The 13,776-nt window shown below is 72.5% G+C and carries 11 protein-coding genes; 10 read left to right on the forward strand and 1 reads right to left on the reverse strand.

All coding sequences use genetic code 11. The annotated features are described in order from the left end of the window. Positions 1-77: 77 nt before the first annotated feature. The 10 genes from AB0C78_RS14190 to AB0C78_RS14235 all read left to right on the forward strand — a co-directional run bounded on the left by AB0C78_RS14190 (position 78) and on the right by AB0C78_RS14235 (position 10,075). The gene (locus AB0C78_RS14190; protein ID WP_360746853.1) at positions 78-1,583 is read left to right on the forward strand and encodes an MFS transporter; all 1,506 of its coding nucleotides are present in this window, start codon (positions 78-80) and stop codon (positions 1,581-1,583) included. A 221-nt stretch (positions 1,584-1,804) separates the two neighbouring features. Next, positions 1,805-2,677: an isocitrate lyase/PEP mutase family protein gene (locus tag AB0C78_RS14195; RefSeq protein ID WP_360746856.1), complete on the forward strand. Its 873-nt coding sequence runs from the start codon at positions 1,805-1,807 to the stop codon at positions 2,675-2,677. 159 nt (positions 2,678-2,836) lie between these two features. Next, complete coding sequence (locus tag AB0C78_RS14200; protein WP_360746859.1) at positions 2,837-3,184, forward strand: hypothetical protein; 348 nt, start codon at positions 2,837-2,839, stop codon at positions 3,182-3,184. A 193-nt stretch (positions 3,185-3,377) separates the two neighbouring features. Beyond that, entirely contained in the window at positions 3,378-3,545 is a 168-nt protein-coding gene (locus tag AB0C78_RS14205) for a hypothetical protein (protein ID WP_360746862.1), read from the forward strand. After that, positions 3,542-4,249: a peptidoglycan-binding protein gene (locus tag AB0C78_RS14210; protein ID WP_360746865.1), complete on the forward strand. Its 708-nt coding sequence runs from the start codon at positions 3,542-3,544 to the stop codon at positions 4,247-4,249. The genes AB0C78_RS14205 and AB0C78_RS14210 overlap by 4 nt, the downstream gene beginning before the upstream one ends. 259 nt (positions 4,250-4,508) lie before the next feature. Then, positions 4,509-5,003, forward strand: a complete 495-nt coding sequence (locus tag AB0C78_RS14215; protein WP_360746868.1) for a (2Fe-2S)-binding protein — start codon at positions 4,509-4,511, stop codon at positions 5,001-5,003. Continuing rightward, complete coding sequence (locus AB0C78_RS14220; protein ID WP_360746871.1) at positions 5,000-7,420, forward strand: xanthine dehydrogenase family protein molybdopterin-binding subunit; 2,421 nt, start codon at positions 5,000-5,002, stop codon at positions 7,418-7,420. The genes AB0C78_RS14215 and AB0C78_RS14220 overlap by 4 nt, the downstream gene beginning before the upstream one ends. Then, on the forward strand, positions 7,417-8,274 hold the full coding sequence (locus AB0C78_RS14225) for a xanthine dehydrogenase family protein subunit M (RefSeq protein WP_360746874.1): 858 nt from the start codon (positions 7,417-7,419) through the stop codon (positions 8,272-8,274). Before AB0C78_RS14220 ends, AB0C78_RS14225 begins: the two co-directional genes overlap by 4 nt. A 160-nt stretch (positions 8,275-8,434) precedes the next feature. Then, a complete protein-coding gene (locus AB0C78_RS14230; protein WP_360746877.1) occupies positions 8,435-9,271 on the forward strand; it encodes an SRPBCC family protein in 837 nt (278 codons plus the stop codon). A gap of 102 nt (positions 9,272-9,373) precedes the next feature. After that, the gene (locus tag AB0C78_RS14235) at positions 9,374-10,075 is read left to right on the forward strand and encodes a class I SAM-dependent methyltransferase (RefSeq protein ID WP_360746880.1); all 702 of its coding nucleotides are present in this window, start codon (positions 9,374-9,376) and stop codon (positions 10,073-10,075) included. A 66-nt stretch (positions 10,076-10,141) separates the two neighbouring features. Here the strand turns inward: AB0C78_RS14235 and AB0C78_RS14240 are convergent, their stop codons facing one another. Further along, the gene (locus tag AB0C78_RS14240; protein WP_360746883.1) at positions 10,142-13,744 is read right to left on the reverse strand and encodes a CDP-glycerol glycerophosphotransferase family protein; all 3,603 of its coding nucleotides are present in this window, start codon (positions 13,742-13,744) and stop codon (positions 10,142-10,144) included. Between the last annotated feature and the right edge of the window lie 32 nt (positions 13,745-13,776).

Consider the following 13,776-nt stretch of genomic DNA (forward strand, 5'->3'; position numbering starts at 1 on the left):
AGATTATCGGTTGACGAACGGCGTACCAAAGTTAGTACAGTGTGCGAAAATTCGATCGCCGTACGAACGGGGATGCCATGTCCGCCCGCAACCCGCGCCGCTGGGTGATCCTCGGCGTGCTCTGCCTCAGCCTGCTCGTGGTGGTCATCGACAACACGGTGCTCAACGTCGCGATCCCCTCGCTGGTCGAGGACCTGCACGCGAGCAACTCCGACATCCAGTGGATCCTGGACGCCTACATGCTGGTGTTCGCCGGGCTCCTGCTCACCGCGGGCGCCCTGTCGGACCGGTTCGGGCGCCGCCGCGGCCTCGTCACCGGCCTGATCCTGTTCGGCGGCGCGTCCGGGCTCGCCGCGCTGGCCGACTCGTCCGGCGAGCTCATCGCCGCGCGGGCGCTGATGGGCGTCGGCGGCGCGTTCCTGATGCCCGGCACCCTGTCGATCCTCACCACCGTCTTCGACGACGAGGAGCGCAAGAAGGCCCTCGCCATCTGGAGCTCGGTGCTGATGGTCGGCGCCGTCGCGGGCCCGCTCGTCGGCGGCCTGCTGCTGCGCGACTTCTGGTGGGGGTCGGTGTTCCTGCTGAACATCCCGATCGCCGTCCTCGGCGTCGTCGCCGCGCTGCTGATCATCCCCGAGTCGCGCGGCCCCGCCGTCCGCCCGGACGTGGTCGGCGCCGTGCTGTCGACCGCCGGGATGACCGCGCTCGTGTGGGGCGTGATCGAGACGGCGCGGGACGGCTGGTCGTCCGTCCGCACCATCGGCGGGTTCGCCGTCGCGGTCGTGATGATCACCGCGTTCGGGCTGTGGGAGCGGCGCTGCGCGGAGCCGATGCTGCCCATGGGCCTGTTCCGGGACCGGAACTTCAGCGGCGCCAGCCTCTCGGTCGTGCTGATGTCGTTCTCGGCGGGCGGGCTGCTGCTCGCGCTCACCCAGTACCTGCAGTTCGTGCTGGAGTACAGCCCGCTGAAGGCGGGCGCCGCGTTCATCCCGCTGATGGTGGCTGCGATGGCGTTCAACGGGGTCGGCGTGGTGGTCGACAAGAAGCTCGGCGCCCGGGTCGCGGTGGCCGCCGGCCTGCTGCTCCTCGCGGCCGGCTTCGGCGTGCTGGCAACGCTGTCGCCCGGCGACGGCTACCCGAAGCTCGTCATCGCCCTGGTCGTCATGGGGATGGGCAGCGGGACGATGGGCCCCGCGGCGTACGGGACGCTGCTCGGCGCCCTCCCGCCCGAGCGCGCGGGCGTCGGCTCGGCGGTCAACGACACCGTCCAGCAGGTCGGGCAGGCGCTCAGCGTCGCGGTCCTCGGCAGCGTCCTGTCGGCGGCGTTCTCCAGCCACATGCCGGACGGGGTGACCGGCCCGGCGCGCGAGTCCATCGGCGACGCGCTGGCGGTCGCGGCGGCCAAGGGCGACGCCGGCCTCGCGGCGGCGGCGCGCGACGCGTTCACCGACTCGATGGCCACGATCGCGATCGTCGGCGTGGTCGCCGGGATCGCCGCGGCGGCGCTGGCGTTCCTCGTGCTGCGGCGCGCCCCGTCGGCGCCGCGGGACGCCCCGGCCGCCCCCGTCGACGTCGCCCCCTAGCCGCCATTTACAAATCACCATAAGGCAGTTCATTACCGGCGAAGCATTTCCGGGTTTTAGTGGACCGCTACATTCACTTTACCCCTCCTATACGTTCTGGATGAGTAACTATTCGCAACGCGGAATAGCGACACATCCGCGTTGTTCGAGGCGTGACAGTCCCCCGGCCCGGTGCCCGCGCGGCACCGGGCCTGCCACACCCCAGAACAGAGGAGTGATACGTGAATTACGGAGACGAGCTACGACGAGAGATCATGTCGGAGGGGGTCACCCCCCTCATCGGAGTGTTCGACATGTTCTCCGCCTCCGTCGCCGCGAAGCACTACGACGGCCTCTTCGTGTCCGGATTCGGGTTCGCCGCGTCGCACTACGGGCTGCCCGACATCGGCTTCATCGCCTGGCCGGACATCGTCGCGTTCGTGCAGCGGCTGCGGCTCGCCTTCCCCGGCCGGCACCTGCTGGTCGACATCGACGACGGGTACGTCGACGCGGAGGTCGCCTGCCACGTCGTCGAGCAGCTGGAGATGATCGGCGCGTCCGGCGTCATCCTCGAGGACCAGCAGCGGCCGCGCCGCTGCGGGCACGTCGACGGCAAGCGGATCCTGCCGCTGCCGGAGTACCTCGAGAAGCTCGACATGGTGCTGCGCACCCGCCGCGACCTCGTGGTGGTCGCCCGCACCGACGCCACCGACGAGGACGAGATCCTCGTCCGCGCGCAGGCCCTCGCCGAGACCGACGCCGACGTCGTCCTCGTCGACGGCGTCCGCAGTATCGACTGGATCCACCGGGTCCGGTCGGTGATCGGCGGCAAGCCGCTGCTGTTCAACCAGATCGCCGGCGGCAAGTCGCCGCGCATCTCGCTGCCCGAGCTGACCGAGCTCGGCGTGGACGTGGCGATCTACAGCACGCCGTGCCTGTTCGCCGCGCAGAGCGCGATGGACGCGGCGCTGCTCGAACTGAAGGGCGCCGACGGCCGGCTGCCCGAGATGACGCCGGACACCGTCGGCGTCAAGGAGTCCATCGAGCTGCTCGAACGCAACATCAGCCGGCACCACCGGCCGAACGGCCGGGAGATGGCGCCCGCTCCCGCCTGATCCACCCGAACACCGGGATCCACCGGAACACCGGGTTCCACCCGAACACCGGGATCCTCCCGAACACCGATCCTTCCGAACACCGAGATCCGCCCATCGCGGTGATTCCCCACCGGGGAGTCGCCGCGATGTTTCGTCCGTACCGAAAAAGGGGTCACCATGCGCATGCTCGCCCGGCTTCTCGTCCTGTCCGCCCTCACCTGCGGCGCCGCCGTGGCGACGTCCGGCATCACCTGGGCGTCCACGTCCCCGTCCCCCGCGCCGGCTCCGGCCGGGCACGGGGACAGCGTCGTCAGCGCGTTCAACAACACCGGCGACGACGCGGGCAACGACAGCTGGCTGGAGATCGACCGGTCGCTCAACCTCGCCAAGGGCGACGGCAGCCCGGGCAGCGACATCATCAACGAGGTCAGCGGCGCGTCCAGCGGGATGTCGCCCGGCTCGTCGAACGGCTCGCTGTCCGGCACGTCGACGACGACGTCACCACCGCAGTCGGACGACGAGTGACGCCCCGGACGGCGCCCGCGCACCCCGCGGGCGCCGTCCGCTTACCCGGAGGCGACGATCGCGCGGCCCTTGGGCCAGGTCAGGCGGGGTCCATGTGAATAGGGCGAAAATCCGGAAAAGTAAGGGGCATCCGATTACGGTCGGTTGGTGATCGCCCACGGAACGGGGCGGTCGCGACCGGCGAGGAGTGACAGTGACCCCCGAAGCACGAACGGACGCCACCGAGGCGTCGCATATGGACAGGGTCGACGTGAACCCCGGCGTCGACCGCGCGACGGAGCCCGACGAGGAGCAGGTCCTCCGCGACCTGTACGGACAGCCGGACGGCGACGGGATCTTCCGCGGGGAGGGCTCCGGATGACCGCGGCGAGCATGCTGGCGGAGGCCCGCAAGTCCCTCGGGATGTCGGGCCGCCCGAACACCATCACCAAGGAGTACGCCGCCAGGCACGGGGACGAGTTCCTCAACGCGTCCTGGTGCGACATGGCCATCACGTATTGGGCGCGGCACAGCGGCAACGCGAGCGCCGTCCTGCCCGGCGGCGACCGCGCGTACACCGTCTGGCACGCGCAGGACTTCCAGAAGGCCGGGCGCTGGCACGCCGGCACGACCGCGCAGGTCGACGCCGCGAAGCCGGGTGACATCGTCTTCTTCGACTGGGGCGCGTCCAACACCGTCTCCGCGATCGACCACGTCGGCGTCGTGGAGAAGGCGCTCGGCGGCGGGCGCGTCCAGACGATCGAGGGCAACACCTCCGACGCCTGCAAGCGCAAGGTGCGCGGCGCGGACGTGATCGCGGGCTACGGACGGCCCGACTACAGCGGCGACGACTGGACGGAGGCCATCGTGAACAAGCTGCCGCAGGTGAGCAAGGGCGACACGGGCGAGCACGTGGAGAGCGTGCAGGGGCTGCTGCTGGCGCGCAGCCACCCCGAGGTGGCCGTCAGCGGGCGCTTCGACGACACCACCGAGGCGGCGGTGAAGGCCGTCCAGAAGTGGGGCGGCGTTACCGCGGACGGGATTGTCGGGCCGGACACCTGGCCGGTCCTGCTGCGGGTGCACTAGCCGGCCGCGTCCCGGCCTCGTCCCGCCCGGGCCCCGCCCGCGCCGCCCTCCCCACCGCCGACAAAAAGGCCACGTCAGGGTCTAGTACGCGATTCAACCGCGGCATACCTTCGTAAGGTCGCATGTCGCGGAGCGTTCCGGCGGTTGCGCCGCGGAGTGCTCCAGAGAGGCGGGGCCCCGATGACGTGGCCAGATCAGCGTGCTCCGCCCGGGGGCGTCTCCTCTCCGGTCCACCCCGAGACGTCCCTGGGAGAAACGCATGCCACGTATCCGTGTCGAGGTCGATGGTGCGACGTACGAGGACGACGTCGAACCGCGGCTTCTTCTCGTCCACTATCTGCGCGACCGGCTGGGCAAGGTCGGCACCCCGGTCGGGTGCGACACCAGCAACTGCGGAGCCTGCACCGTCCTGATGGACGGGTTGAGCGTGAAGAGCTGCTCCGTGCTCGCCGTCCAGGCCGACGGCCGTGACGTCACGACCGTCGAGGGGCTCGGGGCCGGCGGCGCGGAGCATCCGATGCAGCGCGCCTTCCACGAGGAGCACGCGCTGCAGTGCGGCTACTGCACCCCCGGCATGATCATGGCGTCGATCGATCTGCTGCGGGAGAACGTCGACCCGTCCGAGGACGAGATCCGCGACGGGCTCGAGGGCAACCTGTGCCGGTGCACCGGCTACCAGAACATCGTGAAGGCCGTCCGGCGCGCCGCGGCGGAGATGCGGACGCCCGCGCAGGAGCGGGAGGTGACGCCATGACCGCGACGGCCGAGGGCCCCGCGCAGGAGATGGGCTCGCCCAGGAAACGGTCGGAGGACGCCCGGCTGATCACCGGGCGGACGAGATGGACCGACAACATGGCCCCGGCGGGGACGCTGTACGTGGCGTTCCTGCGCAGCCCGCACGCGCACGCGCGCATCGCGGGGGTGGACGTCGAGGCGGCGAGGAGCCGTCCCGGGGTGGTGGCGGTGTTCAGCGGCGCCGACTTCGCGGACGAGCAGGGCGCGCTGCCGTGCGCGTGGGTGGTCACCGAGGACATGAAGCATCCGGACCATCCGCCGATGGCGGTGGACGAGGTCCGGTACGTGGGCGAGCCGGTGGCGTGCGTGGTGGCGCGGGACCGGTACGCGGCGTTCGACGCGCTGGAGGAGATCGACGTCGACTACGAGCCGCTGCCCGCCGTGGTGGACATGGAGGCGGCGGTCGCGGACGGCGCCGACCTGGTCCATGAGGGGCTCGGGACGAACACGTCGTACACGTGGGTGTTCGAGAACGGGGACCTGGACGCGGCGATGCGGGACGCGCCGGTGGTGCTGGAGCGCCGGTACGTGCAGCAGCGGCTGATCCCGACGGCGATGGAGCCGCGGTCGGTGCTGTGCGTCCCGGAGGGCGACGAGTTCACGCTGTACTCGGCGACGCAGATCCCGCACATCCTGCGGCTGATGCTGGCGACGGTCACCGGGATCCCGGAGCATCGGATCCGGGTCGTCGCGCCGGACGTGGGCGGCGGGTTCGGCTCGAAGCTGCAGGTGTACGGCGAGGAGGTCATCGCGCTGCTGCTGGCGCGGCGGCTGGGCCGTCCGGTGAAGTGGACGGAGTCGCGCAGCGAGGGGAACATGACCGTCCACCACGGTCGCGACCAGATCCAGCGGCTGACGCTCGCGGCGGAGCGGGACGGGCGGATCCGCGGCCTGAAGGTGGAGCTGCTCGCCGACATGGGCGCCTACCTGATGCTGGTGACGCCGGGCATCCCGCTGCTGGGCGCGTTCATGTTCAACGGCATCTACAAGATGGACGCCTACTCCTTCACGTGCTCGGGCGTGTTCACGACGAAGACGCCGACGGACGCGTACCGGGGCGCTGGGCGTCCGGAGGCGACGTTCGCGATCGAGCGGCTGATGGACGAGCTGGCCGCCGAGCTGGGCCTGGACCCGATCGAGGTGCGGCGCCGCAACTGGATCGCGCACGAGGAGTTCCCGTACGACACGATCGCGGGCCTCACCTACGACAGCGGGAACTACGAGGCGGCCACGGACAAGGCCCTGGAGCTGTTCGAGTACGACAAGCTGCGCGCGGAGCAGGCGGACCGGCGCGAGCGCCGCGACCCGGTGCAGCTCGGCATCGGGGTGTCGACGTTCACGGAGATGTGCGGGCTGGCGCCGTCGCGGGTGCTCGGGTCGCTGTCGTACGGCGCGGGCGGCTGGGAGCACGCGTCGGTGCGGGTGCTGCCGTCCGGGAAGGTCGAGGTCGTCACGGGCTCGTCCGCGCACGGGCAGGGCCACGAGACGGCGTGGGCGCAGATCACCGCGGACCGGCTGGGCGTCCCGTTCGAGGACGTGAAGGTACTGCACGGCGACACCGCCGTGTCGCACAAGGGCATGGACACCTACGGGTCGCGGTCGCTCGCGGTCGGCGGGATGGCGCTGTACTCGGCGTGCGACAAGGTCGTCGACAAGGCGCGTAAGGTCGCGGCGCACCTGCTGGAGGCGTCCGAGGAGGACCTGGAGTTCGCGGGCGGCCGGTTCAGCGTCCGCGGCATCCAGCAGGAGGGCCGGACGCTGCAGGAGGTCGCGCTGGCCGCGTTCGCGGCGCACGACCTGCCGGACGGGATCGAGCCGTCGCTGGACTCCGACGCGACGTTCGACCCGGACAACTTCTCCTTCCCGCACGGCACGCACCTGTGCGCGACCGAGGTCGACACCGAGACCGGGATGGTGAGGATCCGCAAGTACGTCGCGGTCGACGACGTCGGCAAGGTCGTGAACCCGCTGATCGTCGAGGGGCAGGTGCACGGCGGGCTCGCGCAGGGCATCGCGCAGGCGCTGTACGAGGAGGCCGTGTACGACGCGGAAGGCAACCTCACGACGACGACGATGGCCGACTACCTGATCCCGTCGGCGGCGGACCTGCCGTCGTTCACAACCGACCGCACGGAGACGCCCGCGACGTCCAACCCGATGGGCGTGAAGGGCGTCGGCGAGGCCGGCACGATCGCCTCGACCCCGGCGGTCGTGAACGCGATCGTCGACGCGCTGCGCCCCTTCGGCGTGGACGACGTCCCGATGCCGTGCACGCCGGAGCGCGTCTGGCGCGCGCTCCGCTCGGAGTCCCAGCCCGACGACACGGCCGAACCCGGAGCGGGCGGCGGTCTCGGATCGGCCGGAGGTGCCCAGTGATCCCCGCGACGTTCGACTACGTGCGGCCCGCGTCGGTGGACGACGCCGCGCGGGCGCTCGCCGACGCCGGCGAGGACGCGAAGGTCCTCGCCGGCGGGCAGAGCCTGATGCCGCTGCTGCGGATGCGGCTCGCCTACCCCGACGCGCTCATCGACCTCGACCGGCTCGACGGGCTGCGGGAGATCCGCGACGACGGCGACGCCGTGGTGATCGGCGCGATGGCGACGCACCACCAGGTGATCGGCGACCCGCTGGTGCGCGAGCACCTGCCGCTGATCGCGCGGGCGACGGAGACCGTCGCGGACCCGGCGGTCCGGCACCGCGGCACGTTCTGCGGGTCCCTCGCCCACGCGGACCCGGCGGGCGACCTGCCGGCGGTCGCGCTGGCGCTGGACGCGGTGCTGCTGGCCCGGTCGGTGCGCGGCGAGCGGGAGATCCCGGCGGCGGAGTTCTTCGTCGACTGGATGACCTCGGCGCTGGAGCCGGACGAGCTGCTCGTCGGGGTCCGGGTGCCGAAGCCCGGCACGGGCTGGGGCGTGCACTACGAGAAGTTCCACCGGACGGCGCAGGCGTGGGCGATCGTCGGGGTCGCGTGCGCGGTGCGCCGGTCGGGCGACACGGTCGAGGAGGCCCGGGTCGCGCTCACCAACATGGGGCCGACGCCGGTCCGGGCGAGCGGGGTCGAGGACGCCGTCCGGGGTAAGGCCGCGTCGCGGGAGGCGTTCCAGGCCGCCGCCGGGCACGCCGCCGAAGGCACCGAACCGCCCACGGACCTGCATGGATCCGCCGAATACCGGGCACACCTGGCGTCCGTGCTGACCGCGCGGGCGCTGAGCACGGCGGCGAACCTCTGAGTCGTGGCCGCGCGGCCGGGCCCCCGCGCCCCGGGGCCCGGCCGCGCGACCCGCCCGTCCCGGCGGGCGTCCCGCGGGCGTCCCGTGGGGCACCCCCGCACTGGCGGCGCCAGAGTGATCGCCGTAAGGTCGCGAGGAAGTACACCGGACGATAAGGACCATGATCATGGAGCTCGACCACGAATTCACCGTCCCCGTGCCGGTGGATCGGGCCTGGTCGGTGCTGCTCGACGTGGAGCGCGTCGCGTCGTGCATGCCGGGCGCGACCCTCGACTCGGTCGACGGCGACGAGTACGCGGGCCGGATGAAGGTGAAGGTCGGCGCGATGACCATCACCTACCGGGGCACCGCGCGCATCGTGTCGGCGGACGAGCCGTCCCGCACCGTCACGATGGAGGCCGCCGCGAAGGAGGCGCGCGGCTCCGGCACGGCGTCGGCGACCGTCCAGGCGAAGCTGCACCAGCAGGACGACGGCACGACCCGGGTGACGGTGCGCACCAAGCTGAACGTGACGGGGCGGCCCGCGCAGTTCGGCCGCAACATCCTGTCCGAGGTCGGCTCGAAGATCATCGCGCGGTTCGCGAAGGCGCTCGCGGCGGAGCTGGAAGCACCGGAGGCACCGGCGGCCGAGCCCGCCGCCGCTGCTGAGCCCGCGGCTGCCGAGCCGGTGCAGGAGGCCATGCCGGAGCCGGAAGCCCCCGCAGAGAAGGCCGCCGAGCCGGAACCCGAGCCGCCCGCCGAGAAGGCCGCGGAGCCGGAGAAGGCCGCGGAGCCGGAACCGGCGAAGGCGGAGGTGGCGCAGCCCGTGCCGGCCGCGCCGCCGCAGCCGCCGTCGCCGTCCGAGCGGCCGCCGCTGCGGCTCGCCCGCGACGACGACGCGATCGACCTGCTGGAGGTCGCGGGGCCGTCGCTGGCGAAGCGGGCCGTCCCGGCGGCGGGCGGGCTCGTCGTGCTGCTACTGGTCATCCGCTGGCTGGTGCGGCGCCGCCGCCGCTGACGGGCCGCCGAGGCTCGGAGCCGGTTCAAGCGCGGGTCAACGATCGGCATGCGATCGGCGACGACGGTGGATCGCGCGGCCGCGATGGCATGACCTTGTGCCGTGGACACGATCGAGCTGCAGCGGATCGCGCGGATCGGGAACGACAACTGGTGGTACCGGGAACGGCGCGCGATCATCTCCGGTGAGCTGCTGCGGTTCAGCGTGCCCGGCGCCGCCGTCGACATCGGCGCCGGGGCGGGCGCGGACGCGCGGATGCTGGCCGGGCACGGCTGGCGCGCCACCGCGATCGACCTGAACCCGGAGGCGGTCGCGCTCGCGCGCGCACACGGCGTCGAGGCGTACGAGGGCGACGCCCGCTACCTTCCGCTCCCCGGCGAGGAGTACGACCTGGCGCTCGCGATGGACGTGCTGGCCCACATCGACGACCAGGAGCGCGCCGCCGCCGAGATCGTCCGGGTGCTGAGGCCGGGCGGGACGGCGCTGGTGTCCGTCCCGTGCGACATGGGGCTGTGGTCGGCGCACGACGTCGCGCTCGGGCGCGTCCGCCGCTACACCCGCGACGCCCTCACCGAACTCCTCGAAGGCGCGGGCCTGCTGCTGGAGCGGCTGTGGAGCCGCGGCGTGCTGCTGCGTCCCGTCCTGCGCCGGCTCCGGCACCGGACGACGCGCCGCGAGGACCTCGCTCCCCTGCATCCGCTGGCGAACGAGGCCCTGCGGCTGTCGATGGCCCTGGAGCGGCGGCTGCCGCTGTGGTCGTGGCCGGGCACCTGGCTGTTCGCCCGCTGCCGCCGCCCCGGCTGACCGACCGGCGTTCACGTGCGGCGAGCCGCCGTCATCGCGCGCCGCATGACGGCGGCTCGCCGCACGTCAACGGGGGAAGACCTGGTCGATGACGCGGGCGGAGGCGTCGCCGTCGTCGTGCGGGCAGTACTTGACGAAGAAGTCGTCGTACCGGCCGCTGTACTCGTCCTCCAGGTCGGGCGCCTCCCGGACGGCCTCGGCGACCTCCTCGGACGTCGCGACCAGCGGCCCCGGCGCCTCCGCCTCCAGGTCCATGTAGAAGCCGCGCACGTGGTCGCGGTAGCGCTCCAGGTCGTAGGTGTAGAAGACCATCGGTCGCCCTAGGACGGCGTAGTCGAACATGGCCGACGAGTAGTCCGTCACCAGCACGTCGGACGCCATGTAGAGGTCGGAGATGTCGGGGTAGCGGGTGACGTCGATGACGAAGTCGTCGGACGCGAGGTGGGCGCGGTCCGTGATGAGGTAGTGCGCACGCAGGAGCAGGACGTGGTCCTCCCCGAGCGCGCGCCGCATGGTCTCCAGATCCAGTTCCAGGTGGAAGCCGCGCCTGCCCGGGGTGTGGTGCTCGTCGTCCCGCCATGTCGGCGCGTACAGCACGACCTTCTTGCCTTCGGCGATCCCGAGGCGCTTGCGGATGTCGGCCCCTACACGCTGCCACTCGGGGGCGCTCATGACGTCGTTGCGCGGATACCCGGTCTCCAGAACCTCGCCGCTGTAGTGGAACGCGCGCCGCATCACGTCCGTGGCGAACGGGCTGGGCGAGAGCAGGTAGTCCCATCGCGGTACCTCGCGCTGGATCCAGTCGAGCTTCTCGGTGCGCCGGTAGGGCATGTCCTTCAGGTCGTAGCCGAGCCGCTTGAGCGGGGTGCCGTGCCACGTTTGCAGGTAGGTCTGCCCCGGCCGCTTGGCGAACCAGTACGGCGCCCCGTAGTTCGTGACGACGTACCGTGCGCGCGCGAGCGTCCGGTAGTGCTCGCGTGTTCCCGCCTGGACGGTCCGCGCCTCGCCCTCAACGACGAACTGGCCGTCCTGCGAGACCCACACGCATTCGAGGTCGGGCCTCCGCTTCGCGAGCTCCTCGTAGAGCGCGCGCGGGTTGCAGCTGTACTGCGATGCGTTGTAGCTGTCGAACACGACCACATCGGACAGGGGGCTGCGCAGGTAGACGGGGTAGTCGTTCTGCTGCAGGAGCCGCTGCGCGTGCCGGCCGCGCTCGTCCTCCGACAGGGCCGGACGGCTGTGGAGCTGCACCGCGTCGGTCTGATGGACGCCGACCTCGAACTCGTGCGTCCCGACGCGCCGCCATTCGGGCAGCGCCGGGATCCCGGCGCGCTCGGCGACGACGGCGACGTCCCCGGAACGCGTGGGCGCGATCAGGTCCCAGGCGCCCTCGGCGAGCGGCAGGTCCGTCCCGAACACCGGCAGGCGCGCGGGCGTGAACGCGGCGGTGAACCGGTCCTCCTCCCAGGCCAGCGGCACCTCGTGCGCCTCGCCCGAACGGCTGCAGCGCAGCACGAGGCGGTCGGGCCGCTCCTCCGGGTCGGCGTAGGTGCCGGTCAGGGTGAGGCGGCCCTCGGCGTCCCAGCCTGCCTGCGTGACCACCGGGCGGAAGCCGCGCTCGATCCCGCGCAGGTTCCCGTACGCGGTGCGGGTCACGACGAACTCGCGGCCCCGCCAGGCGAACCTGGCCTCGGCGAGATGCCCGGCCATGGTGAGCCGGAGCGGGCCGCCCTCACCGCTCAGCCGGATGTCCCAGTCGATGGCGTCCAGCAGGTGCGCGCGACCCGCCGTGACGTCCGGGACGCCGTCGTCCGCGCGCTCCCCCTCGCCCTCATCCGCGGCGTCTTCGCCGGGTGCGCCGCCGTCGGCGTCGGCGTCGGCGTCGGCGTCGGCGGGGATCGACAGCAGGCCGTCCAGCGGCAGCGTCGCGGTGAAGCTGAACCCGGTCCCCTCGGCCGCCGGCGTCACCGCCGCCGGGCGGACCGTGACGTCGCCGAACACCTCCGTCCCGCCGTGCCGCCGCGCCGCCATGATCGCCGCGCCGGCGCCGAGGGCCCGGTTCGTCCACCCGGTCAGCTCCAGCACGTCACCCGTCCGGCGGAACCCGGTCAGCACCGCCCGGGACGCCTTGACGTGCACGGCGAACCCGTCGTCGCCGTCCGCCGGCTGCACCGCGACGTGCTCGGCGGGCTGCCGCGCGGCCGTCCACCGGACCCGCGGCGCCGCCGCGGTGACCCGCCGGACCGCCTTGTGCCCGGCCGTCGTGACCTCGGCGTACAGCTCCCACGCGGCGGTGCGCCACTCCTCGCCGTCCCGCAGCGCCTCCGGGTCGACCCGGACGGCGAACCCGGACCACTCGTAGGAGACCAGCGCCTGCCCGGAACGGGCCGTGGCCTCGGGGCAGCGGGTCCGCTCCACGTCGAGGCGGACCTCCTGGCCCGTCCGGGCGTCGCGCAGCCACATCCGGATCCGGGAGTCGTGCGCCGACGACACGTCGAGGCGGGCGAAGTGCGCGAACCCCTCGATCGTGAGGACGTCCCCGTCCCAGCCGGCCCGCTCCACGCGGGTCCACAACTCGAACTCGTCGGTGACGTCGTACACCTCGTCGGGGACCCCGCGGTGCGGGTCGCCGAAGAACGGGTAGCGGGCGTACCAGCGCTGCCGGAACCGGCCCTTCGCGACGAGCGGGACCTCGTCGAGGCCGCCCTCCTCGAACCGCAGCACCTCCAGCAGCTCCGGCAGCATCCGCTCGCCGAGCAGGTGCAGCTCCAGCCGCTTGATCGCCTCCAGCCCGGACGCGGCGGCCGGGTCCGCCTCCGCGACGAGCTCCGCGCCGAGGCCGACCAGCCGGCGGCGCTCCTGCTCGGACGCGGCGGGCAGCGCGTGCACGAGCGCGCGGACGTCCAGGTCCAGCGCGTACATGTCGTGGGCGGGCAGCAGCTCCGGCGCCCGGTCGCGCAGGACGCGGCGCACCATCCCGAGGGCGGCCATCCGGTCGATGATGTCGCCGAGCTCCTGCCGTTCCCGGTCGTAGGCGCCCGGGTGGTGGCGCCAGAAGTAGACGGTGGCGTCGAGGACGTCGACGGAGGACGCGAGGACGTGCGTCTCCATCGCCACGGTCAGGTCCCCGTACTGCATCGCGGGGAACTCGAACTGGTGGGTCTCCCAGAACGAGCGGCGGAACACCTTGTTCCACACCGTCCGGTCCTGCAGCAGCGTCGGCTGGTGGGAGATGTGCGTGGAACGGGCCGTCGCCGCGTAGGGCTCCGCGTGCAGCCACGACTGCCATACGCCCTCGTCGTCGAGGCACATGACGTTGCCGCCCGCGATGTCCGACCCGGTCGACTCCAGGGTCGCCACCAGCAGCTCGTACGCGTAGGGCGGGAGCGCGTCCTCGCCGTCCGCGAACGCGAGGTAGCGGCCCTCGGCGTGCCGGACGCCGATGTTGCGCGCCGGTCCCGCCGCGGGGTCGGTGTGCGGGACGAGCGCGAACCGGCCGTCGCGGCGCGCGAACGCCTCGGCGACGGCGACGGCTCCGTCCGCGGCCCCGTCGTCCACCATGATCACTTCGAGGTCGCGCAGCGTCTGCCCGGCCAGCGACTCCAGGCATCCGGCGAGGTGCTCCCCGGCGGCGCGGAACGGTACGACGACGCTGATCTTCGGTGACACGGGTTCTCCAGGGGTTGCGGGGTGGTGCGCGC

Origin of the sequence: Actinomadura sp. NPDC048394 (assembly GCF_040651755.1) — a bacterium.
GTDB lineage: Bacteria > Actinomycetota > Actinomycetes > Streptosporangiales > Streptosporangiaceae > Spirillospora > Spirillospora montaniterrae.